Annotated in this window: 23 protein-coding genes; 7 read left to right on the top strand and 16 right to left on the bottom strand. The window is 69.9% G+C overall.

Annotated features, from left to right (window positions below):
- Positions 1 to 67: 67 nt before the first annotated feature.
- Positions 68 to 439 (bottom strand): DUF7882 family protein, encoded by a 372-nt coding sequence (locus ACFXP5_RS12040; protein ID WP_394544787.1) that lies wholly within the window; start codon positions 437 to 439, stop codon positions 68 to 70.
- Between the two features lie 210 nt (positions 440 to 649).
- On the opposite strand from ACFXP5_RS12040, the gene ACFXP5_RS12035 reads away from it, so the two are divergent.
- A complete protein-coding gene (locus tag ACFXP5_RS12035) occupies positions 650 to 1,081 on the top strand; it encodes a MarR family transcriptional regulator (protein ID WP_394528376.1) in 432 nt (143 codons plus the stop codon).
- A gap of 6 nt (positions 1,082 to 1,087) precedes the next feature.
- On the opposite strand, the gene ACFXP5_RS12030 is transcribed toward ACFXP5_RS12035, so the two are convergent.
- The 9 genes from ACFXP5_RS12030 to ACFXP5_RS11990 form a co-directional block, all read right to left on the bottom strand.
- Positions 1,088 to 1,429, bottom strand: a complete 342-nt coding sequence (locus ACFXP5_RS12030; RefSeq protein ID WP_394544786.1) for a hypothetical protein — start codon at positions 1,427 to 1,429, stop codon at positions 1,088 to 1,090.
- Between the two features lie 110 nt (positions 1,430 to 1,539).
- Positions 1,540 to 2,994: a phytoene desaturase family protein gene (locus tag ACFXP5_RS12025; RefSeq protein WP_394544785.1), complete on the bottom strand. Its 1,455-nt coding sequence runs from the start codon at positions 2,992 to 2,994 to the stop codon at positions 1,540 to 1,542.
- On the bottom strand, positions 2,991 to 3,476 hold the full coding sequence (locus ACFXP5_RS12020) for an SRPBCC family protein (protein ID WP_394544784.1): 486 nt from the start codon (positions 3,474 to 3,476) through the stop codon (positions 2,991 to 2,993). The genes ACFXP5_RS12025 and ACFXP5_RS12020 overlap by 4 nt, the downstream gene beginning before the upstream one ends.
- A gap of 24 nt (positions 3,477 to 3,500) precedes the next feature.
- On the bottom strand, positions 3,501 to 4,505 hold the full coding sequence (locus ACFXP5_RS12015) for an SDR family oxidoreductase (RefSeq protein WP_394544783.1): 1,005 nt from the start codon (positions 4,503 to 4,505) through the stop codon (positions 3,501 to 3,503).
- A gap of 63 nt (positions 4,506 to 4,568) precedes the next feature.
- Complete coding sequence (locus ACFXP5_RS12010) at positions 4,569 to 5,063, bottom strand: metallophosphoesterase family protein (RefSeq protein ID WP_394544782.1); 495 nt, start codon at positions 5,061 to 5,063, stop codon at positions 4,569 to 4,571.
- 9 nt (positions 5,064 to 5,072) lie between these two features.
- On the bottom strand, positions 5,073 to 5,753 hold the full coding sequence (locus ACFXP5_RS12005) for an esterase/lipase family protein (protein ID WP_394544781.1): 681 nt from the start codon (positions 5,751 to 5,753) through the stop codon (positions 5,073 to 5,075).
- Positions 5,750 to 6,541 (bottom strand): alpha/beta fold hydrolase, encoded by a 792-nt coding sequence (locus ACFXP5_RS12000; protein WP_394544780.1) that lies wholly within the window; start codon positions 6,539 to 6,541, stop codon positions 5,750 to 5,752. Before ACFXP5_RS12000 ends, ACFXP5_RS12005 begins: the two co-directional genes overlap by 4 nt.
- Before the next feature lie 34 nt (positions 6,542 to 6,575).
- The gene (locus tag ACFXP5_RS11995) at positions 6,576 to 7,262 is read right to left on the bottom strand and encodes a hypothetical protein (RefSeq protein ID WP_394544779.1); all 687 of its coding nucleotides are present in this window, start codon (positions 7,260 to 7,262) and stop codon (positions 6,576 to 6,578) included.
- A gap of 97 nt (positions 7,263 to 7,359) precedes the next feature.
- Positions 7,360 to 8,787 carry an MFS transporter gene (locus tag ACFXP5_RS11990; RefSeq protein ID WP_394544778.1) on the bottom strand — a complete coding sequence of 476 codons (1,428 nt, stop codon included), beginning with the start codon at positions 8,785 to 8,787 and terminating at the stop codon, positions 7,360 to 7,362.
- Between the two features lie 269 nt (positions 8,788 to 9,056).
- Between ACFXP5_RS11990 and ACFXP5_RS11985 the strand changes: the two genes are divergently transcribed.
- Positions 9,057 to 9,488, top strand: a complete 432-nt coding sequence (locus ACFXP5_RS11985; RefSeq protein ID WP_394544777.1) for an Hsp20/alpha crystallin family protein — start codon at positions 9,057 to 9,059, stop codon at positions 9,486 to 9,488.
- 58 nt (positions 9,489 to 9,546) lie between these two features.
- On the opposite strand, the gene ACFXP5_RS11980 is transcribed toward ACFXP5_RS11985, so the two are convergent.
- Entirely contained in the window at positions 9,547 to 10,866 is a 1,320-nt protein-coding gene (locus ACFXP5_RS11980; RefSeq protein ID WP_394544776.1) for an APC family permease, read from the bottom strand.
- 130 nt (positions 10,867 to 10,996) lie between these two features.
- Here ACFXP5_RS11980 and ACFXP5_RS11975 point away from each other — a divergent pair, with 130 nt between their 5' ends.
- Together ACFXP5_RS11975 and ACFXP5_RS11970 are read left to right on the top strand one after the other, a co-directional pair.
- Positions 10,997 to 11,722 carry a histidine phosphatase family protein gene (locus tag ACFXP5_RS11975; RefSeq protein WP_394544775.1) on the top strand — a complete coding sequence of 242 codons (726 nt, stop codon included), beginning with the start codon at positions 10,997 to 10,999 and terminating at the stop codon, positions 11,720 to 11,722.
- On the top strand, positions 11,700 to 12,542 hold the full coding sequence (locus ACFXP5_RS11970; RefSeq protein WP_394544774.1) for an ADP-dependent NAD(P)H-hydrate dehydratase: 843 nt from the start codon (positions 11,700 to 11,702) through the stop codon (positions 12,540 to 12,542). Before ACFXP5_RS11975 ends, ACFXP5_RS11970 begins: the two co-directional genes overlap by 23 nt.
- Before the next feature lie 42 nt (positions 12,543 to 12,584).
- Here ACFXP5_RS11970 and ACFXP5_RS11965 read toward each other — a convergent pair whose 3' ends face one another.
- The 5 genes from ACFXP5_RS11965 to ACFXP5_RS11945 all read right to left on the bottom strand — a co-directional run bounded on the left by ACFXP5_RS11965 (position 12,585) and on the right by ACFXP5_RS11945 (position 15,851).
- Positions 12,585 to 13,643, bottom strand: coding sequence for a YihY/virulence factor BrkB family protein (locus ACFXP5_RS11965; RefSeq protein ID WP_394544773.1), 1,059 nt, complete (start codon positions 13,641 to 13,643; stop codon positions 12,585 to 12,587).
- Between the two features lie 68 nt (positions 13,644 to 13,711).
- A complete protein-coding gene (locus ACFXP5_RS11960) occupies positions 13,712 to 14,290 on the bottom strand; it encodes a DUF3618 domain-containing protein (RefSeq protein WP_394544772.1) in 579 nt (192 codons plus the stop codon).
- Entirely contained in the window at positions 14,287 to 14,700 is a 414-nt protein-coding gene (locus tag ACFXP5_RS11955) for a phage holin family protein (RefSeq protein ID WP_394544771.1), read from the bottom strand. Before ACFXP5_RS11955 ends, ACFXP5_RS11960 begins: the two co-directional genes overlap by 4 nt.
- Positions 14,678 to 15,409: a hypothetical protein gene (locus tag ACFXP5_RS11950; RefSeq protein WP_394544770.1), complete on the bottom strand. Its 732-nt coding sequence runs from the start codon at positions 15,407 to 15,409 to the stop codon at positions 14,678 to 14,680. The genes ACFXP5_RS11955 and ACFXP5_RS11950 overlap by 23 nt, the downstream gene beginning before the upstream one ends.
- A gap of 151 nt (positions 15,410 to 15,560) precedes the next feature.
- Complete coding sequence (locus tag ACFXP5_RS11945) at positions 15,561 to 15,851, bottom strand: DUF3253 domain-containing protein (protein ID WP_394528394.1); 291 nt, start codon at positions 15,849 to 15,851, stop codon at positions 15,561 to 15,563.
- A gap of 159 nt (positions 15,852 to 16,010) precedes the next feature.
- Here ACFXP5_RS11945 and ACFXP5_RS11940 point away from each other — a divergent pair, with 159 nt between their 5' ends.
- Genes ACFXP5_RS11940 through ACFXP5_RS11930 form a run of 3 tightly spaced genes read left to right on the top strand, consistent with a single transcriptional unit; the run spans position 16,011 to position 19,518 of the window.
- Complete coding sequence (locus ACFXP5_RS11940; RefSeq protein WP_394544769.1) at positions 16,011 to 17,228, top strand: inositol-3-phosphate synthase; 1,218 nt, start codon at positions 16,011 to 16,013, stop codon at positions 17,226 to 17,228.
- Positions 17,225 to 18,088, top strand: coding sequence for an SCO3242 family prenyltransferase (locus tag ACFXP5_RS11935; protein WP_394544768.1), 864 nt, complete (start codon positions 17,225 to 17,227; stop codon positions 18,086 to 18,088). Before ACFXP5_RS11940 ends, ACFXP5_RS11935 begins: the two co-directional genes overlap by 4 nt.
- Positions 18,085 to 19,518: an EboA domain-containing protein gene (locus ACFXP5_RS11930; RefSeq protein ID WP_394544767.1), complete on the top strand. Its 1,434-nt coding sequence runs from the start codon at positions 18,085 to 18,087 to the stop codon at positions 19,516 to 19,518. Before ACFXP5_RS11935 ends, ACFXP5_RS11930 begins: the two co-directional genes overlap by 4 nt.
- Positions 19,519 to 19,520: the final 2 nt, after the last annotated feature.

Genomic DNA, 19,520 nt, shown 5'->3' with positions numbered 1-19,520 from the left:
TCGGCGAAAGAGAGTGCGAAGCACTCAGCGACAACAACGACAGGTCAGCACACCCACACAGTACACGTCAGCGGGTGCGCACCGCTCGCCGCTCGGCCGTCGGCCGCTGCGCAGCGGCGCGCGGGGTGCCGGGGACCTCGTCGAACGCGGCCAGGTCGACGGTGAGTCCGGAACTCGAGCTCGCCTCGATCGCGAGACGCTTCAGATGTTCGGGATCGAGCAGCTCGGGCTCGGCGGTCGAGAAGACGAAGCGCAGCGGAATGGACGGCTGGATCCAGATCGTCGAGCGGCCGCCCGGGGTGCCGGGCTGGTGGCGCCAGGAGAGCGTGAAGCTCTCACCACGGCGGAGTTTGGTGGCGACGACCACCTTGACGTGGGCGAGGACGCGGTCGGGCATGTCGATCGGCTGGTCCGTGCTGCCGTAGAACAATTTTCCCACGATCGACTCCCCTGTACTGCGCGGCTCACGCCACCATCGGCGAGGTTTCCGCGGGTCCGGTGGACCACGAGACGCTGGCACCGTTTCGGGGAACCCTCGACCCGAAGCGTAGCAGGTACTTAACTTATTTAGTTAAACTGGCGAAATATACGATAACTTAGGTAACCTCATCACCTACCGACACCACCACCCCGGAGGGGAGGCCCGCTCATGACCGGTTCCGCGACGACTTCGCCTCTCGCCCAAGCCCTGCGCGGCTACGTCGATGCGCGCACCGCCGCCCTCATCGAGGCCCGCCGCACGCTCAAGATCGGTGAGCTCGACGCCCGTGCGCTGCTGTACATCGCCGACAACCCCGGCACTCGTCCCAGCCTGCTCCGTGGGTACCTGGGCATCACCTCGGCGGGCGTCACGACGCTGATCGATCGATTGGTCGACCGTCAGGCGGTGCGGCGCGATGTCGATCCGGACGACCGACGGGTGAACCGAATCACCGTCACCGTCGATCTCGCGATCGAACCGTGGTCGGCGTTGACGCGGTTCGACACCGACTTCGATTCCGCCATCACCGCGGGCGACACCGAGGAGAACGACCGGTTCGCTCAGGCGCTCACGGGCTTCACGACCACGACCGTGGGGTGACCCGCTTCAGCTGATCGGCGCCGTCGAGGCCTGGTGCTTGGCCTGCAGGAAAGCGCACAACGCCGAAGCCGTCGCCAGTTCGGTCGACAGGGTCAGAACCTGCGCCGCGGGCAGCGTGACCGGTTCTTCCCGACGTTCGAAGGTGATCAACCACCGGCGCGAGGTCGGCGACTCGGGCTGGATGTAGGTGACCGTCGAAGCGTTGACGAGATGGACGCCCACGAGCCCGGTGTCGGCCCCATCGGCCCCGTCCTGCTCGATGACTTTGAGCGAACCGACCAGGGGATAGCCCAGCGAGCGGAACTCATCGAGCCACGATTCCAACGTGGCCATACTGAGAAACGACATCCCCGCTCCAACCGCGCGCACCCCGGGACAACTTCCCGCAGGTCACGCACCAGTATGCGGCGTGCCGGCGACACCAGTGACCACCGGCGATCCGCGCGGATGCGGGTGCGTCAGACGGGCGAGAGATTCGGCAGCATCCGCGTCCCGAATTCGTGACGCAATGCACTGAGCGCGGCGTGCCATCCGACCAGTCCCGTGACCCCCGGTCCCGGACTCACCGACGAGGAGCACAGGTACACCCCGCGCACGGGCGTGCGCCAGGGATCCGTGCTCAGCACCGGCCGCCGGATGAGTTGGGACAGCGTGGGAGCGCCGGCGGCGATGTCTCCGCCGGGGTAGTTGGGGTTGTACTCGGCGACCTCGACGGCCGACCGCGAGTGCGTCGCGAGGATCGTGTCACGGAAACCGGGCGCGAACCGCTCGATCTGCGCGGTCACGGCCTCCTCGCGGTCGGCGGCGCTACCGGCCGGCACATGCGTGTAGGTCCAGAGGGTCTGCGCTCCCTCCGGCGCTCGGCCGGGATCGAACAGCGACTGCTGCGCGACCAGCACGTACGGCCGTTCGGCGAGACGACCGGCCGACACGTCGTTCTCCGCCTGAGCGACCTCGGCGCGCGTGCCGCCGACGTGCACGGTTCCCGCCCGACGCACCTCTTCGTTCGCCCACGGAACCGGCGCCGAGAGGGCGAAGTCGACCTTCGCGACGCCACCGCCGTAGCGGAAGTGCTCCATGCGCCGGCGGTAAGCGCTCGGCATCCGATCCCCCGCGAGACGGACGAAAGCGTTCGGGGTGACATCGAGCAGCACGGCCCGGGCGGGCGGCAGCTCGTCGAGGGAGGTCACCTCGTGTTCGGTGACGATCTCGCCGCCGTGGGCGCGCAGGTCATCCACCATCGCGTCGGCGATGGCCTGGCTGCCGCCCCGCGGGATCGGCCAGCCGCGCGCGTGGCCGTAGGCGGCGAGGGTGAGTCCCGCCGCCGCCCCCGCCACGCTCGGCTGGGTCAGGATCGTGTGGGCGGCAACGCCGGTGATGAGCGCCGGCGCGACCTCCTCGCGGAAGCGCGCGTTCCAGAGCGGTCCGCCCTGTTCGAGCGCACGCAGGCCCAGGGCGAGGACGGTGAGCGGATGCTGCGGCACGCGCACCAGCGTCGAACCGGTGAATTCCGCCACGGCCGAGGCATGACGCGCCAACGGTCCCATCAGCTGGGCGTAGGCGTCGCCGTCGCGACCGAGGTGCTCGCGCGTGCGCTCGAGGTCGCGGTAGGCGATCCCCGCGCGGCCGCCGTCGAGGGGCTGCGCGTAGGAGATGTCGGGGACGGCGAAATCCACTCGGGAGGCGAGGGCGAACTCGCGGAAGAACCGCGACTCGAAGGCCAGCGGGTGCACCGCCGAGCAGATGTCGTGGAGGAACCCCGGCAGGGTCAGTTCGGCCGAGGACGAGCCGCCCCCGATGAGCGCGGCGCGTTCGTACACCCGCACGCTCAGGCCCGAGCGCGCGAGGGTGACGGCGGCGGCGAGGCCGTTCGGTCCGGACCCGACGACGATCGCGTCGAAGCTCTCGGTCACTCGGAGCCCTCGGAGATCTCCCGCTCGGCGGTGGAGCGCTCGGAGCGATGGGCGCGGCCCTCGGCGAGGTAGGCCAAGCGGTGCAGGGTCTCGCGATTGCGGATGTACAGGGCGAGGTCGAGCAGCGGCTTGGGTACGAGCGTTCCGGGACCGGCGACCGCGTCCTCCTGGATGCGCACGACCGTGTCCTCGCCCCGCGGCTTGACGTCGACGACGACCAGAGCCTCGCCGATCGGCCATCCGCGGGCCTTGAGCACAGCCCGGTGCGGCGGATTCCATTCGATCGAGCTCGTGGTGTCGTCGATGACGGCGGGCCACACACCGAACGAGTGATGAAGTTCGGTGCCGGGCGTCGGCCATCCTTCGTCGACCTCACGCATGCGGGACGCGCCCACCACCCATGAGGGGAACAGCCAACCGTCCGCGATCACGGCGAACACGTCGTCGGGTGAGCACTTCAGAACACGAACGTTGCGAGACATCCGCTTCTCCCTTCCCGTGGGTTCTCAGCGACGGCGAAGCGCGACCAGGCCGCCGATGGCTGCCGCTGCGGACCCGACGATACCGGCCGCCGACAGCGAGCGGCGGTGGCGGATGGCCCACGTCTGCACACTGCCGTCGCGGGCGACGTCGTCGAAGATGCCGTGGGCCCCGTGATCGCCGGGCACCGGCTCGTAGAGGTTCGGCTTCAGCTGCGGCTGATCGTGATCCTTCGACAACTGCCCGTCCCAGGCGTTCTTGGCGAGGTACCAGTCCATGAACCGGCCCGCGAAACGCGTGCCGAGCACGAGACCGACGGTCGACTCGCCCACCCAGGTGCGACGGCGGGGCCGGTCGGCCACGTCCGCGATCGCACGGGCGCCGACCTCGGGCTGATAGATCGGGGGAACGGGCTGCGGGTGCTCGTCGAACTCCGACTTCACCCAGTTGAACTGCACGGTGTTCAGCGCGGGCATGTCGACGATCGAGACCGCGACCGCGCTGCCGTTGTGCGTCAGCTCGCCCACGATCGAATCCGTGAAGCCGTGGATCGCGTGCTTCGCCCCGCAGTACGCCGCCTGCAGCGGGATGCCGCGGTGGGCGAGGGCGGACCCGATCTGAATGACATGGCCGCGGTCGCGGGGCACCATGCGGCGCAGCGCCGAGCGGGTGCCGTTGACCGCCCCGAAGTAGGTGACGGCGGTCGCGCGGTCGAAGTCGGCCGCCGAGGTGTCGAGGAACTGCGAGATCGTGCCGGTCATCGCGTTGTTGACCCAGAGGTCGATCTCGCCGAACTCCGCTTCGATGCGGTCGGCGGCAGCATCCACCGCCGCCGCGTCGGCGACGTCGACGGAGATGCCGAGTCCGCGCCGGCCGGCCGCCTCGATCTCGGCCACCGTCGCTGCGAGCCCGTCCTCACCGCGGGCGAGCACGACGACATCCCAGCCCCGATCGGCGAACTCCCGCGCGGTCGCCCGCCCGAGTCCTGCTGTTCCACCCGTGATGACGGCCGTTCCTCGTGCTTCGCTCATGCAGGGAGGCTATGCAGGCCGGATGGGAGAATCGCCCCGCCTTGCGCGGGAGGCCGCCGCAGGCTAGAGCGTGAGGAGCGTCACGTCGCGCACCGTGCCGGCGTCGAGCGTGAGGGTGAGGTAGGTGTGGTCGGGCTGGCGTCGACGGTCGGTGGGCGAGCCGGGGTTCAGCAGCCGCAGGCCGCCGGGAGCCACGGAATCCCACGGGATATGACTGTGCCCGAACACGAGCAGGTCGGTGTCGGGGAAGGCCGCCGCCATCCGCCGGTCGCGCGTGGGGGCCTGCCCCGTCTCGTGGATGACGGCGACGCGCACGCCGTCGATCTCGCGGCGGGCGATCTCGGGCAGGCGGTCACGCAGGTCCGCGCCGTCGTTGTTGCCCCACACCCCGAGCACCTCGCCGTGCTGGGAGAGGTGCTCGAGGACGGATGCTGTGACCCAGTCGCCCGCGTGCACGATGAGGTCGGCGTGGTCGGCGGCGCGGAGCACCGGGGTGGGGATCACGCGCGCACGACCGGGGATGTGCGTGTCGGAGATGAGGAGCAGCCGGGTCGCCATGAGCCGACGTTACGTGGGCTCGTCGGCGGCGAGCACGGCGAGTTCGGCCATCACCCGCGGGTGGGAGAGGATGCGGAAGTGCCCGCCCGTCTCGAGGCGCACGTTCTTCGCTCCGGCCAGCTCGCTCCCCTCGGGGATGTGCGGATCGAAGCGGCCGTAGATGGAAACGATGCGCGCGTTGACCGCGGTCTCCCGCCCGAGGGCGACGATGGTGGCATCGCGCGGCGAGAAGCTGCGCAGGGTCGGGGCGAGGAGCATGAGGCGGGCGTAGACCGAACCGCCGAACGGAGTCGCGACCGCCAGCATCCCGCGCACCCGGCGCCCTGCCTCGCCGAACGCCATCACCTGCTTGCCGACGAGGCCGCCCTTGCTGTGGGCGAAGAGCACCACGTCCGAGAGGTCGTGCTTGTCGAGATACTCCGACACCCGGGCGGCCATCTCGACGACCGGGCGGTCGTTGCGGTGCAGCAGGTCGATGACGTGCACGGGATGGCCACGCTCGTGCATCGCCTCGATCGCGGGTTGGAGGAACTTCCACGTCTCGTACACCCCGGGCAGCACCACGATCGCGGCGCGGTCACCGGTGAGGAAGACGGCGGGATCGGTGCGGTTGAAGAACGCGCGCACCTGCCATGTCGCGGCATAGAGGTAGTCGCGCGCCCACCACACCGGCACCTGCAGCGGATTCACGGCGTCGGCGCCTCGACCCGGCCCGAGACGAAGGCCGCGATCGCGGAGGCCACTGCCCGCGGGGCCGACCACTGCACGACGTGGAACCCCCGGGGGGCGGTGACGAAGGCAGCGTCGAGCGCCCGGTCACGCAGGCGCCGGCACCATTCGACCCCGGCGATCGGGTCGCTGCCGCCGCGCAGGACGAGCAGCGGCGCGCGCAACTGCGCGACGCGATCCTCGATGGGGTAGGAGACCATGTGGCGCACCTGCGTGAGGTACCAACGCACCCCGCAGCGCAGATAGTCGCCGAACACGATCGCGTTCGCGCGCGGCGGCTCGCCGAGCGAATCGATCGCGAGAGCGCGCGCCTGCGCCATCACCGTGCGGTGACGATCGTCCGAGACCGGACCCATCGCGACGACACCGAGCACGAGGTCGGGGCGGAGGACGGCGAGCTCGACCACCCATTGCGCACCCATCGAGTGCCCGACGAGCACGACGGGCTCGCCGATGACGCGGTCGATGACCTCCGCGAGGGCCGTCGCCATCTCGGTGACGTCGAGGTCTCGACCGGGCTTCGGCAGGCCCCCGAACCCCGGGAGGTCGATGGAGTGCACGGGGGCGTCGGCGGCGAGCTCGTCGTGCAGGCGCGTGAAGTAGCGGTGGGACATGCCGATGCCGTGGATCAGCACGTAGGGCGAGCCGGCGGCGGCGCCGGCCGTGTCGGTCGACAGGACGCGGAACACGCGGTCATCGAGGTCGATGCGGTGTTCGACGACGTTCTCGTACTTCTCGCGGCGGGCCATCAGGCCACCGTACCCGCGCGATATCGGCGCACCGTCAGTCCTGCGCCAGGTGGTAGGAGGGTTGACGCAGTGCCCGCACCCACGCGTACGTGCCCGCCCCGGGCAGCGCGCGTCGCACCGCGTCGAAGCGCAGATCGTCGATCGGTTGCGGGTCGACGAGCGCGAGGGACAGGTCGGCGAACGGATGCCACAGCCCTCTCCCGTGCGCGAAGGAGAGGCGGAGGCGCCACGGCGCCCTGCGGAGCGCTTCGTCGAGCGCGCTCCCTCCCGAGGGCAGCGGCTCGGACACGGTTCGCGCGCACAGCAGCAGCGGACCGAGATCGGAGCGATAGGGGAGCAACGTGCCCAGGCGAGCGCTCGAGGGCGAACGATGGGCGAGCAATGCGAACCGCGTCGCGGGGCCGAAACCCGTCGAGGCGAGTTCGATATCGGCGGGGCGGCCGTCGGCCTCCAGGCGCAAAGCGAGCCCGATGACATCCGGCAGCGGGGCGGGCAGCCCGATCGATCTCGACAGCCGAGCGGTGAGCTCAACGGGCCCGGGGGCGGGCTCGTCGATCCATTGGATGCCCGAGCGCACCGGGGTGCCGAGCCACACGAGCTCGCCCCGCAGCATCCGCCCCCGCGCATGGATCGGACGGGGTCGCCGCACCAGAAGGAGCGCGGCGAAGAGCGCGCGCAGCGCGCGTCCGGCGACACCTGCCAACCGATTCGCCTGCGCCATGCTGCGTCCTCCCGGGTCATCGTGTGCGCACGAGCTCGTTACCCGCGTGCGCATTGACCCGGCGCCCGCGACCGGCTACGCAGGGCGCACGCTCCCGTCAGGTTCGCGGCGTGTCGGCGCCGGGGGTCACTCCCTTCTGCGCCCCCTCGACGAGCGACAGGGGATCGGCGATGTCCTCGAGCGACTTCCCGGCAGCGCTCACGCCGAAGACTCCGGCGATGACACCTCCGAAGATCATGATGACCGACCCGAGCACATACCCCCAGAAGAGCGGCTCGCGGTCGGTGCCGTCTCCGATCAGCGCGCCGTAGAGGGCGGGCGCGATCGCGCCGACCAGTTGCCCGATCGAGAAGACGTACGAGATGACCTGGCTGCGCAGTTCGAGCGGGAAGATCTCGCTGACCGTCAGGTACGCCGCGGACGCACCCGCCGAGGCGAAGAAGAATGACCCGCACCAGAACGCCGTGTGCGTGGCGGCGTTCAGGACGCCGGCGTTGAAGAGGAATGCGCTGACCAGCAGGATGAGGCCCGCCGCGACGTAGGTGAGGAACAGCATCCGTCGACGGCCCCAGGTATCGAAGAAGTGACTGAGCGTGAGTGCACCGATCAGATTGCCGAGCGCGAAGATGATGAGGTAGGCGGATGCCGCCTGGGGCGGCGTGTCGTAGAAGTTCTCGAGCACCAACGCATAGGTGAAGAAGATCGCGTTGTAGAGGAACGACTGCGTGACCATCATCGTGACGCCGACGAGGGTGCGTCGTGGATATTTCTGGAAGAGCACCTTCGCGATCGTGAGGAACGGAACCTGCCCGTACTCCTTGACCGTGATCGCCTTGGATTCGTCGACCGGGGGGATCTCCTTGCCTTCCTTGCGGATGCGTTCCTCGATCTGACTGACGTTCTCCTCGGCCTCGTCTTCGCGGCCATGGGTCATCTGCCAGCGCGGACTCTCGGGAATGTGCCGGCGGAGGTAGATGAGCATGAGGCCCAGGATCGGTCCGATGAAGAAGCTGAGCCGCCACCCGATGTCCTGCGGGAAGATCGCGGTGTCGAGGAAGAACACACTCGCCACCGCGCCGAGCGCGGCACCTCCCCAGTACGTGCCATTGATCGCGATGTCGACGCGTCCACGGTATTTGGCGGGGATGATCTCGTCGATCGCCGAGTTGATCGCGGCGTACTCGCCGCCGATCCCGGCACCCGCGACGAAGCGCCACACGTAGAAGAACCAGGGCGCGAAGGACAGGCCCGCTACGGCGCTGCCGACCAGGTACACCACGAGCGAGACCAGGAAGAGCTTCTTCCTGCCGAGCCGGTCGGTGAGCCGGCCGAATACGAGCGCTCCGGCGACCTGCCCCAGGAGATAGAAGGTGCCCGCGAGGCCGACCTCTGCCGGTCCCATGCCGAGCGTCTGCGCGTAGCCGTTGGCCGCGACGATCTGCACCTCCAGGCCGTCGAGCACCCACGAGAACCCCAGCCCCACGATGATGAGCCAGTGGAAGCGCGCCCACGGCAATCGGTCCATGCGAGCAGGAACCAGGGACTTCACTTTCTTCACTTGAGCCGCGGACGATGACATGCGGGGCCTCTCTGCTCGCCGGACGCGACGCCGCATCCTGCCGAATTTCTTACCGCTTCCCGTTGTCCGACGCTGCTTGTTGACCCGGTCCACGAGAGGGAGTAAAACCATCGACGCGCACCCCTGCACTGGGTTGCACGGCCCGAAAGCAGATTGCTATTCTTTCCTTAGTTGAGCCACGGGGGCTCAATACCTGGATGGAAGGAGATCTTCTCATGGCAATGACTTTTGACCCTTTCAGCGAGCTCGACCGACTCGCCTCCGGCCTGCTGCAGTCGCGGCCCGGTCCGAAGCTGATGCCGGTCGATCTGTACCGTGACGCCGACCGGTACGTCCTCAACGCCGACCTGCCGGGCATCGACCCGGGTTCGGTCGACATCGATGTGGACGGTCAGCTGCTCACCATCCGCGCACAGCGCACGGCGGGCTCGACGCCCGGCGTGAAGTGGCTGGCGCAGGAACGACCGGGCGGCAGCTACCTCAGGCAGTTCAGCATCGGCGAGGGCGTCGACACGGCCGGCATCTCGGCGACCTACGACAACGGTGTGCTCAGCGTGGTCATCCCCCTCAGCGAGCGGGCGAAGCCGCGCAAGATCGAGGTGCAGGCCGCAGCCTCGGCGAGCGCTCAGCGCACCCTGGCGAGCTGAGTCCCCACTTCCCAACAAGAGAGGGGTGCACCCGCAGGGGTGCACCCCTCTCTTACGTTCAGCTCGACGGCTTTTCGCGAGACCGGCCCCAGCGCGCAAGCAGATAGAGCACGGCGCCGACCGCGAGGAGAGCGGCTCCGAACAGCCAGACGATGGGACGCTGCTGAGTCATCAGCAGGACGCACGAGCCGATCCCGAGTACCGGGACGAAGGTCCAGACCCGGAAGTGGGAATGATCGACGCGGTCCCGGCGCAGGACCAGCACCGAGACGTTCGCGCTGAGGAAGACGAAAAGCAGCAGCAGCACCACGGTCTCGGCCAGGACGGCGAGGTCGCCGACCAGGGTCAGCAACATGGCCACCAGGGTGGTCGCCAGGATCGCGACCCACGGCGTGCGCCGCTTCGTCAGCACCCGCGACAAGGCTCGGGGCAGCAGTCCTTGCTCGGCCATGCCGTACGTGAGGCGACTGGCCATGATCATCGTCAGCAATGCGCCGTTGGCGACGGCGATGAGCGCGATGAGACTGAACAGCCATGGGGGGATTCCCGCGCCGCTCGCTTCCACCACCTGCAGAAGTGGTCCCGTGGATGCTTCGAGCTCCGCGGCGGGGAGGGCTATCGCGCTCGCGAGGCCGACCAGCACGTACACGACACCCGCGGTGGCGAGCGCGGCGAACAACGCCCGCGGGAAGTTCTTCGTCGGATCCTTCACCTCCTCGATGATGTTGGCCGAGGTCTCGAATCCGACGAAGGAGTAGTAGGCGATGATCGCGCCGGCCAAGATCGCGCTGGCCGCCCCCGTCCCCTCGGGCAGCTCCGTCACCCGCGAGACGTCGCCGCCGCCGCCCGCGAGCAGCATCCCCACGACGACCACGACGATCACGAGCCCGCTCACCTCGATGGCGGTCATGGCGAAGTTCGCGCGCATCGACTCGCTGATCCCCCGCGCGTTGAGGGCGGCGATGAGCGCGAGGAACACGATCGCGACGGGCACCACGGGCAGATCGATGAACGTGCTCAGGTATTCGCCGGCGAAGGCGAGCGACAGCCCCGCCGCGCTCGTCACGCCGGCGGCGAGCATGCAGAACCCGACGAGGAACGACACCAGCCGGTTGCGGAATGCCCGCTCGGCGAAGACCGCCGCGCCCCCCGCCCGCGGGTACTTCGTGACGAGTTCGGCGTAGGAGCCCGCGGTGAGCAGAGCCAGGAGCAACGCCGCGAGGAGTGGCGCCCACAGCACCCCGCCGACACGACCGGCGAGCACCCCCATGAGCGCATAGACGCCGGCTCCGAGGACGTCGCCCAGGATGAAGGCGAACAGGAGCGGCCCGGTGATGGCCTTCTTCAGCCGGGTGGGCACTTCGGTCTCGGTGGTCATGACGTCAGGGTCGTCTCGAGCGGGGCGCCCCGCACGCGGGTTGACACCCCCGTGCAGATGCGATGTACGAACGTCCGTGGCCGTTGTCAACGCCCGGGGGTCAACTCGGTCGGATCCGTAGCTTTGCGCCATGGCCCTGACCCGACTCTGGCTCATCCGACACGGCGAGAGCCTCGGCAACGTGGCCGCCACGCGCGCCGAAGAAGCGGGCGCCGAAGCGATCGACCTCGACCTGCGCGACGCCGATGTGCCCCTCTCCCCCACCGGGGAGGAGCAGGCACGGGCGCTCGGTGGGTGGATGCGAGAACACCGTGGCGAGATCGGAGAGTTCTGGGTGTCGCCCTACCTGCGCGCCCGGCAGACCCTCGCGCTCTCCTTGGAGGACGGGCCGCCGCGCTCCTCGACCCTCGTCGACGAGCGCCTCCGGGACCGGGAGCTCGGCATCCTCGACCTGCTCACCTGGCAGGGCGTCCAGCAGCGTCATCCGGAAGAGGCCGCGCGGCGACGCCGTCTCGGCAAGTACTACCACCGGCCGCCCGGCGGGGAGAGCTGGGCCGACGTCGCCCTCCGGTTGCGGTCCTTCCTCCACGACGCGCTCGACCGACCGGCCGACACCGCCGTGGTCGTCGCTCATGACGCCGTCGTGATGCTGCTCGTCGCGGTCCTGTTGCCGTTGACGGAGGCCGAGCTGCTCGATTTCGCGTCCACGCGCACGGTCCGCAACGCCTCGGTGACGGAACTCGTCCGCACCGACTCAGGTTGGCGCGTGGAGCAGTTCTCCGCCGTCGACCACCTCGAACGGGAAGGTGCCGACGTGACCGTGCACTCCGGTGATGATGATGACCAGCCCCGCTGAGCCGCTGACCCGGGCGCTCCTGCGCGAGTGGGGATTGCCCGATCCGGGCGACTCGAAGAAGTCGCGCGGAGAGGTGATCGTCGTCGGCGGCTCACGCCGATCGCCCGGCGCGGTGCTCCTCTCCGGAGAGGCGGCGCTGCGCGTCGGAGCCGGTCGCGTCGGACTGGCCGTACCCGAGGAGATCGAGCCGGGACTCGGCCTCGCCTTCCCCGAGGCCGGTGTCTACGTGCTGCCCGGTTCGGGCGACCTGGACGACGCCCTGCTGTCCGCCCTCGGCTCGGCGGACGCGGTGTTGTTCGGAACCGGGTTCGCCGATCCGGACACGACCCGATCGGCCCTCGTGCGACTGGCCGATGCCGACGTCGGCTGCCTCGTGTTGGATGCGTTCGCGCTGGGGGTCCTGGCGGACATCGAGCGCAGCATCCTGCCCCCCGACCTCATCATCAACGCGAACACCGACGAGGCCGCGCTGCTGCTGCAGCGGGATCTGACGGACGATCGGGTCGCGGACGTGCGCGAGATCGCCGAGCGCTTCGAAGCGGTCGTGCACTGCTACGGGGTGGTGGCGGCACCCGACGGCCGTGCGTGGCAAGCCGAATCAGGCGGGCCCGGCTTGGGGACTGCGGGCAGCGGCGACATTCTCGCCGGCGCGATCACGGGCTTCGCCGCTCTCGGGGTCGGTTCCGAACGCGCCGCAGCGTGGGGCGGGTTCGTGCACGCGCGGGCCGGCGACCGCCGCCAGGAAGCCATGGGCACGGGGTTCCTCGCGGGCGACCTGTTGCCCGAGCTGACCGCAGTCATCGTCGACGTCCTCGAGTGAAGGAGCGGGGACGCCTCCCCACTCCTTCACCCTTACGCCCGTTCAGCCCTCGCTCTTGCCTCGTTGCAGTCGGATGCGACGACCCTCGGCGATGTCCTTCTCCTCGGCCTTCGCCGCCTTGTCGATCTTCTTGGTGTCGCGCGGCGGCAGTTGGATCTGGCGCTCGGCGGCGACGCCGGCCTGCAGCTGGCGCCCTCGCTCCAGCTCCGCGTCGAACTCGGCGCCGAACAAGATCGCGAGGTTGGCGATCCAGAGCCACAGCAGGAAGACGATGACGCCGGCGAGAGAGCCGTAGGTGGCGTCGTAGTTCGAGAAGTTCGCGATGTAGAGCCCGAACGCCGCCGTCGCGATCCCGAGGATGACGATCGCGAGGATCGCGCCGATGCTGATCCAGCGGAACTTCGGCTGCTTCGCGTTCGGAGCGCCGTAGTACAGGATCGCGAGTGTCAGGACCACGATGAGCAGCAGCACCGGCCACTTCGCGATGTTCCAGATCGCGAGCGCGACCTCGCCGAGCCCGAGCGCGCCGCCGATGGCCTCGGCGATCGGGCCCGAGACGACCAGCAGCAGAGCAGCGAGGGTCACGAGCGCGACGGTGATGACCGTGAGGAGCAACTGAACCGGCTTGAGCTTCCAGAACGGTCGTCCCTCGTCGATCTCGTAGATGCGGTTCATCGCGCGGCTGAACGCTCCCACGTAGCCCGACGCCGACCAGATGGCCAGCACGATGCCGCTGATCAGAGCGAAGCCGGCTCCGGAAGATGAGGCCATCGTCTGGATGGGTTCACGCAGGGTCTCGGCGGTGCCGCCCGGCGCGACCTGGCCGATGATCTCGAGCACGGTGTCGGCGGTGGCCGCGCCCTGACCGACGACTCCCAGCAGGGAGAAGACGGCGATCAGGCCGGGGAAGAGCGCCAGGACACCGAAGTAGACCAGTGCCGCCGCGATATCGGTGCACTGGTCGGAGGAGAACTCCCGCAGCGTCTTTCGCAGCACGTAGGTCCACGAGCGCTTGGTGAGGTCGGCGGGGGAATCCGGTTTCGCCGAGTCTTCCGCGTCGGGGGTGCGCGCGGTCGCATTCAGGGGGGAGGTGTCAGCCATCGGGGGGCTCCTTAACGGGAAAGAGCGGGTGCGGCAGGGGGCACACCCTGCCGCACCCGCCGGGGGTGTCAGCTGTTGTCGGTCACCGTGCTGCGCGCGTCCTGCGCACGATCCGAGACCGAGGTCGCAGCATCCGACGCATCGTTCTTGACGTTCGACACGGCTTCGGTTGCCGTGTCCTTGACGGCGGCGACCGCTTCCTGGGCGGGCTCCTTGAGGCTCTCGCCCACGTCCTTGGCCACACTCTGGGCCTGCTCGAGCAGGGGCTGCGCCTGCTCCTTGACCGCGTCAGCAGCCTGCTTCTCCTTCGCCGAGGCGGGGATGAGCGAGGCGAGCACGAGACCGGCGCCGAAAGCGATCAGGCCGACGGCGAGGGGGCTGCCGCTGACCTTCGATGCCGCGTCGTGGCTGGTGCCGGAGACGCTCGAGGCCACGGACGAGCCGGCGCCCTTCACGGCGGAGCCGGCGTCGTCGGCTGCGCCCATGATGCGGTCGCGGACCGAGCCGAAGGCGCCCTTGACCTTGTCGCCCTGACGGGCCGCGATCTTGGACGGTGTGACCTTGTCGGCGAGTGCGTCGACGTCGAGTCCGAGGCCGGCACGGGTCCGTTCGATCTCAGCGCGGATGGCTTCGGGTGAATCGCTCATCGGTTCTCCTCATTTCTTTTCACGGCGTCGGGGATGCGCTTGATCGTCTCCACGGTCTTGGGCGCTCCCTGTACTTCTTTGAGTTTCTTCCGTCCCGACTGGTACAGGACGGCGGCCACAATGCCCCAGAGCACGGCGACGATGACAGCGGACCAGCCGAGGTTGACCAGCAGTCCCAGGGCCCACCAGAGGGCGACGGTCAGGAAGAAGACCGCCATCAGTGCGGCATATCCCGCCCCGCCCAGCAGACCCGCGCCCTTTCCGGCGCGCGACGCGGACTGGCTGAGTTCCGCCTTGGCGAGCGCCAGCTCCTGCCGCATGAGTGTCGACAGGTCGCTGGTCACCTCGCCCAGCAGTTCGCCGAGCGACTGATTGGCGGCTTTCTGCTCAGAGGGTGTCGCGTCGGACATCGCCACTCCCCTCGCCCGTCACGATCTCGTCCCACGCGGCGCGGGAGGAGTCGTACACGGGCGTTCCGGCTGCCGAATCCACGGCGACGACATCGACGGCCGGCACCGAGGGCACCGGCGGCACGACGGCGGGAGCGTACGACGCGTCCTCGACCTCAGGGGTCGCAGGCGCAGCGGCCTTCTCGTCGGCGGCGTTGTCTGCCAGGGCGCGCGTCAGGCGTCCCGCGACGAGACCCGCGAGGGCTGCGACCGCGATGAACGTTCCGGGCTTGCGGCGCGCGTAGGCGCTGACCTCGTGCACGAGCGAGCCCGGGTCGCGGTCGCCGATCCAGGTGGCGGCACTGCTCAGGCGGGACGAGACGTTCTGCACGAGATCGGCCGCGACGCCGGGCGTCTCGGACGTGTCGACCATCGACTGCAGTTCCTCGCCGACCGACCGGAGGCCTTCGGAGACCCGCTGCTGCTGCTCGCCGGCCTGCTCCTTGAGCTGGCTCTGCGTCTGGCGGTAGAGGTCCTTGACCTGCGTCTTGGCCTCACCGGTGACGTTGGCGGCTTCGGTCTTGGCCGTCTCGACGACGTGACCCGCCTCCTGCTTCGCCGTGCTGGCGACTTCGCCTGCTTCGTTCTTCGCCGTCTCGACGCTGCCAGACGACTGGGGGGTGCCGGCGCCCGGAGTGGTGCCCGGGGCGCCTCCATAACTCTCTGACATGTTCTTCCTCTCGACTGCCGGTCCGGGGGGGACCGCGCTGTGCCCAGTTGTAAGCGGGAAGGAGGAGAACCATTCTCAGGGTTGACGGTTCCGCGGTGGTGTGAGACGCGGGCACCTGTGTCGCGGTCGGCCGGTGGGGATGAAGTGGGCGTCAGGCGCCCGAAGCGGGCCGGGTGCGGATGCGGATCGGCCCGCGGACGGTGGCCCGATCGACCACTTTCCCGCCCTGGGTGATGTCGACCTCGCCCGCCGACACCAGCCGATCCGCAGCAGCTCGTGCCGCGTCCATGTGGTCGCGCCACCGCTCACCCCCGACAGCGCGCGCGGCGTCCGAGGGGCAGATGGTGGAAGTTGCCGCACGCTGCGCGAGGAGGGAGCGGATGGCGCCTTCGAGGTCGCGATCCATCGCCGTCAGGGTTTCGTCGTGCGCATCCTCGTGCATGTATCCAGTCTCCCTCCAATCACCACCGTCGGCATACTTTCACTCAGCGCTGCAGCATCTTTTGCTTGACCGCGCGCATTAGGTCCGCCTAGGGTCGGAGAGCGCCTCAGCCCCCGCGAGACGCCCGCGCAGCGAAGCGCACACACGACAAGGACGATGATGACCGCGAGTGTCCCCTCTCCCGAGTTCTCCACCGGCGAAGCCCGGGTCGGTGCCTGGTTCATCGGCGCCCGCGGCTCCCTGGCCACGACGGCCGCCGTCGGGCTCTTCGCCCTCGTGCGCGGGGCCACGCCCCCGATCGGGCTCACGACGGCCACGCCCGCCTTCGACGACGTCCCGCTCGTCGACCTCGGCCGCATCGTCGTCGGTGGGCACGATCTGTACGACCTCCCGCTGGCGGTCAAGGCGGCCGGACTCGCCGCGGGCGGGATGTTCCCCCCTGCGCTCGTGGAGGCGGTGCGTTCCGACCTCGACAGGAGCGACGGCAACCTGCGGGTGGTCGACACGAGCGGAGCCACGCAGCAGGAGCACATCGACGCGATGGCCGCCGACATCGCCGCCTTCCGCGATCGGCATGACCTCCGCACCGTGGTCGTGGTCGACGTCTCCTCGACCGAGCCGCTCCCGAGCGATCACCCGGCGTTCCACAGCGAGGAAGAGCTGCGCCGCGCCTTGAGCGATCCCGACCTGCGTCTCCTGCCGCCCAGCTCGATCGCTGCGGCCGCCGCGGTCGCGGCCGGTGCAGCCTATGCCGGCTTCACGCCCTCCGCGGGGCTGAACCTGCCTGTGCTGCGCGACCGCGCTCGGGCCGCCGGCATCCCTTTCGCCGGACAGGACGGCAAGACCGGCGAGACGCTTTTGCGAACGGTGCTGGCGCCGATGTTCACCGCTCGCAACCTCAAGGTGCTGTCGTGGGCGGGCACCAACCTGCTCGGCGGCGGAGACGGCGCCACCCTGGCCGACCCCGAGGCTGTGCGTTCGAAGCTGGTCTCCAAGAACCGGGGCCTGCACTCCCTGGTCGGCGATGATGTCGTGGCGCCTTTGCACATCGACAACGTGCCCGACCTCGGCGACGTCAAGACCGCGTGGGACCACATCAACGCGGTCGGATTCCTCGGCAGCCGCGTGACGCTGCAGACGACGTGGAGCGCCTACGACTCGACGTTGGCCGCACCTCTCATCCTCGATCTGGTGCGGGTGCTGGCTCTGGCTTCCGCAGCCGGGCAGTCGGGAGCGGTGGCGGAGCTCGGATGCTTCTTCAAGGACCCGTGGGGAAGCACCGTGCACGCGTTCGCCGACCAGACCGCGGCCTACATCTCGTGGGCCCAGCGCACCGGGGTGCTCGTCCGCCTGGCTGAAGAGGTCAGCGCGGGATGACCGTGCGTCTGCCCGACCTTCTCGACCTCGTCCGCGCTCCCGCCGCACTGACCGTGCTCGGCGACACCGCTGTCGGCGCCGTCAACGCCCGGGGTGCCGCGGGAGGCGCCGCCGTCCCCCTCGCCCTCGCCTCCGCCTGCTTGTATGCCGCGGGCATGGCGCTCAACGATTACGCCGATGCCGACCTCGACGCGCTCGAGCGCCCCGAGCGCCCGATCCCTTCCGGACGCGTCTCGCGCAAGACCGCCCTCCGCACCGGTGGTGTCCTCACCGTGGCGGGGATCTCGCTCGCCTTCAGCGCGGGAAGAGCTTCGGGCTGGGTGTCGGTGGCTCTCGCGGCCTCCGTGTGGACCTACGACCTCGTGGCCAAACCCACCCGGCTCGGACCGGTCGTGATGGCGGCCTGCCGGGGCCTCGACGTGCTGATGGGGGCCGCCGGCCCCGGTTGGCAGCGCGCCCTCACCCCGGCGCTCGCCATCGCCGCCCACACCGGTGCCCTCACCGTCGTCGCGGCCGGCGAGGTGCACGGCACCACGCGCGCCGCAGCGGCAACGGCAGCGGCGGTGAGCGTCGGAGCGGCCGCTGCCGGAGTCGTCGGCGCGGGTGCCCACACCTCCGCCGCGCTCGTCGGCGGTGCCGGCTACCTGGCAGCGACCCTCCCTTCACAGATCGACGCTGCCCGCGAACCCGACGCCGCACACGCCCGCTCCGCCGCCCGTCACAGCATCCACGCGATGATCCCGCTGCAGATCGCGCTCGTCGCACGCACGGGTGCGGTGTTCACCACCGCCGCGTTGCTGGGCGTCCAGCTGGCCGGCCGCCTGCTCGCCGCCGCGCGCACCCGAGGAGACGTCACGTGACCGCCCGCCGCTGGACCCTCGGTTACGGCACCAACGGCTTCGCCGACCACACGCTCACCGACGCGCTCGACGTCATGCAGGGCCTGGGCTACGGCGCGGTCGCCCTCACCCTGGGCCACCCCCATCTCGATCCCTTCGCCGACGACTGGCGCGCCGATGCCGACGCTCTCGCCGACGACCTGCGAGAGCGCGGGCTGCGCGTGGTCGTCGAGACCGGGGCGCGCTACCTGCTCGACCCGTGGCACAAACACCGCCCGACGCTCGTCGACGTCGAAGCGGAGGAGCGGATGCGGTTCCTCCGCCGTGCCGTCGAGATCTCCGCGATCCTGCAGGCCGAATGCGTGTCATTGTGGAGCGGAGTGCTTCCCGCCGACGTCACGCCCGCGGAGGGCTGGCGCCTCCTCGTGTCGCGGCTGAGCGAGATCGTCACGTTCGCCGACCACCACGGGGTGCGCCTCGCGATCGAGCCCGAGCCGGGAATGCTCGTGGAGACCGTCTCGGACGCGCTGCGCCTCCGCTCCGAGCTGGGACACCCGGCGAACGTGGGAATCACCGTCGATCTGGGTCACTGCGTCGCGGTCGAACCCGCGGGTGTGGTCGGGGCCCTCCGCGAAGCGGGACCCCTGCTCTTCAACGTGCAGGTCGACGACATGATGCCGGGCGTGCACGAGCACCTCGAACTCGGCACGGGACTGCTCGACCTGCCGGCCGCGATCGCCGCCCTCGCCGAGATCGACTACCGCGGTGTCGCGGCGGTCGAACTGCCCCGCCATTCCTACGACGCCCCGCGGCTCGCACGGGCCAGCATGGCCGCGGTCATCGTCGCCGAACGACGTCTGGCGCACCCGTGGACCGCGACGGCGGTCGAGACGGTACGCGCCGACGCTTCTCGGCTGCCCCGGCTGTTCGCCGAGGCCGGCCGCGCGGTGGGTCGAGAGAGCATCGACCCCGCCGACGTGCACGGCCACGCCGGTACCGTCGACGATCTCGCCCGCGCCGCCCTGGTCGAGGCGATCGCGGCAAGCTTCCCCGGCGCGCCCGAGACCGTGGGCGCCCTCTACCGCGGGGGCGACGATGCCGAACGCCGTGGCGTGCTCCGCGGGCTGAACGCGCTTATCGCTCACGGCGACGGCACCGACGAGGCGTGGCAGAACCTGGGTCGCGAGGTCGTCGCCGATGCGCTCCGCACGAACGATCCGCGGCTCGTGGCCGCCGCGATGGGCGAGTTCGCCGCGGCCCACCTCGACGACCACGCCTGGCGGCACGGTGTGCTCAAGCTGGTGTTCATGGGGGTGCCCCTCTCGGTCGTGAGCGAGCTGCGGCACCGCCGCGACGCCGAGCTCTCCGACATGGCGGCGCGCTTCGCCGCCGAACGGCGAGCGGCCGGTCGCAGCATCCCCGCCGATCTCGATCTCCTCACCGCGCCGTGATG

Source organism: Microbacterium hanjuni, from assembly GCF_043556395.1.
Lineage (GTDB): Bacteria > Actinomycetota > Actinomycetes > Actinomycetales > Microbacteriaceae > Microbacterium.
This window is presented reverse-complemented; position numbering and strand designations above follow the sequence as displayed.

Coding starts and splice junctions, on each gene's coding strand:
- ACFXP5_RS11985 (WP_394544777.1), top strand. CDS start 9,057: ATGGCAATGACTTTTGACCCTTTCAGCGAGCTCGACCGACTCGCCTCC.
- ACFXP5_RS12000 (WP_394544780.1), bottom strand. CDS start 6,541: ATGGCCCGCCGCGAGAAGTACGAGAACGTCGTCGAACACCGCATCGAC.
- ACFXP5_RS11955 (WP_394544771.1), bottom strand. CDS start 14,700: ATGTCCGACGCGACACCCTCTGAGCAGAAAGCCGCCAATCAGTCGCTC.
- ACFXP5_RS11970 (WP_394544774.1), top strand. CDS start 11,700: ATGATGATGACCAGCCCCGCTGAGCCGCTGACCCGGGCGCTCCTGCGC.
- ACFXP5_RS11980 (WP_394544776.1), bottom strand. CDS start 10,866: ATGACCACCGAGACCGAAGTGCCCACCCGGCTGAAGAAGGCCATCACC.
- ACFXP5_RS12015 (WP_394544783.1), bottom strand. CDS start 4,505: ATGAGCGAAGCACGAGGAACGGCCGTCATCACGGGTGGAACAGCAGGA.
- ACFXP5_RS11990 (WP_394544778.1), bottom strand. CDS start 8,787: ATGGACCGATTGCCGTGGGCGCGCTTCCACTGGCTCATCATCGTGGGG.
- ACFXP5_RS11995 (WP_394544779.1), bottom strand. CDS start 7,262: ATGGCGCAGGCGAATCGGTTGGCAGGTGTCGCCGGACGCGCGCTGCGC.
- ACFXP5_RS12020 (WP_394544784.1), bottom strand. CDS start 3,476: ATGTCTCGCAACGTTCGTGTTCTGAAGTGCTCACCCGACGACGTGTTC.
- ACFXP5_RS11975 (WP_394544775.1), top strand. CDS start 10,997: ATGGCCCTGACCCGACTCTGGCTCATCCGACACGGCGAGAGCCTCGGC.
- ACFXP5_RS11965 (WP_394544773.1), bottom strand. CDS start 13,643: ATGGCTGACACCTCCCCCCTGAATGCGACCGCGCGCACCCCCGACGCG.
- ACFXP5_RS12030 (WP_394544786.1), bottom strand. CDS start 1,429: ATGTCGTTTCTCAGTATGGCCACGTTGGAATCGTGGCTCGATGAGTTC.
- ACFXP5_RS11945 (WP_394528394.1), bottom strand. CDS start 15,851: ATGCACGAGGATGCGCACGACGAAACCCTGACGGCGATGGATCGCGAC.
- ACFXP5_RS12010 (WP_394544782.1), bottom strand. CDS start 5,063: ATGGCGACCCGGCTGCTCCTCATCTCCGACACGCACATCCCCGGTCGT.
- ACFXP5_RS11935 (WP_394544768.1), top strand. CDS start 17,225: ATGACCGTGCGTCTGCCCGACCTTCTCGACCTCGTCCGCGCTCCCGCC.
- ACFXP5_RS11950 (WP_394544770.1), bottom strand. CDS start 15,409: ATGTCAGAGAGTTATGGAGGCGCCCCGGGCACCACTCCGGGCGCCGGC.
- ACFXP5_RS12035 (WP_394528376.1), top strand. CDS start 650: ATGACCGGTTCCGCGACGACTTCGCCTCTCGCCCAAGCCCTGCGCGGC.
- ACFXP5_RS11940 (WP_394544769.1), top strand. CDS start 16,011: ATGACCGCGAGTGTCCCCTCTCCCGAGTTCTCCACCGGCGAAGCCCGG.
- ACFXP5_RS11960 (WP_394544772.1), bottom strand. CDS start 14,290: ATGAGCGATTCACCCGAAGCCATCCGCGCTGAGATCGAACGGACCCGT.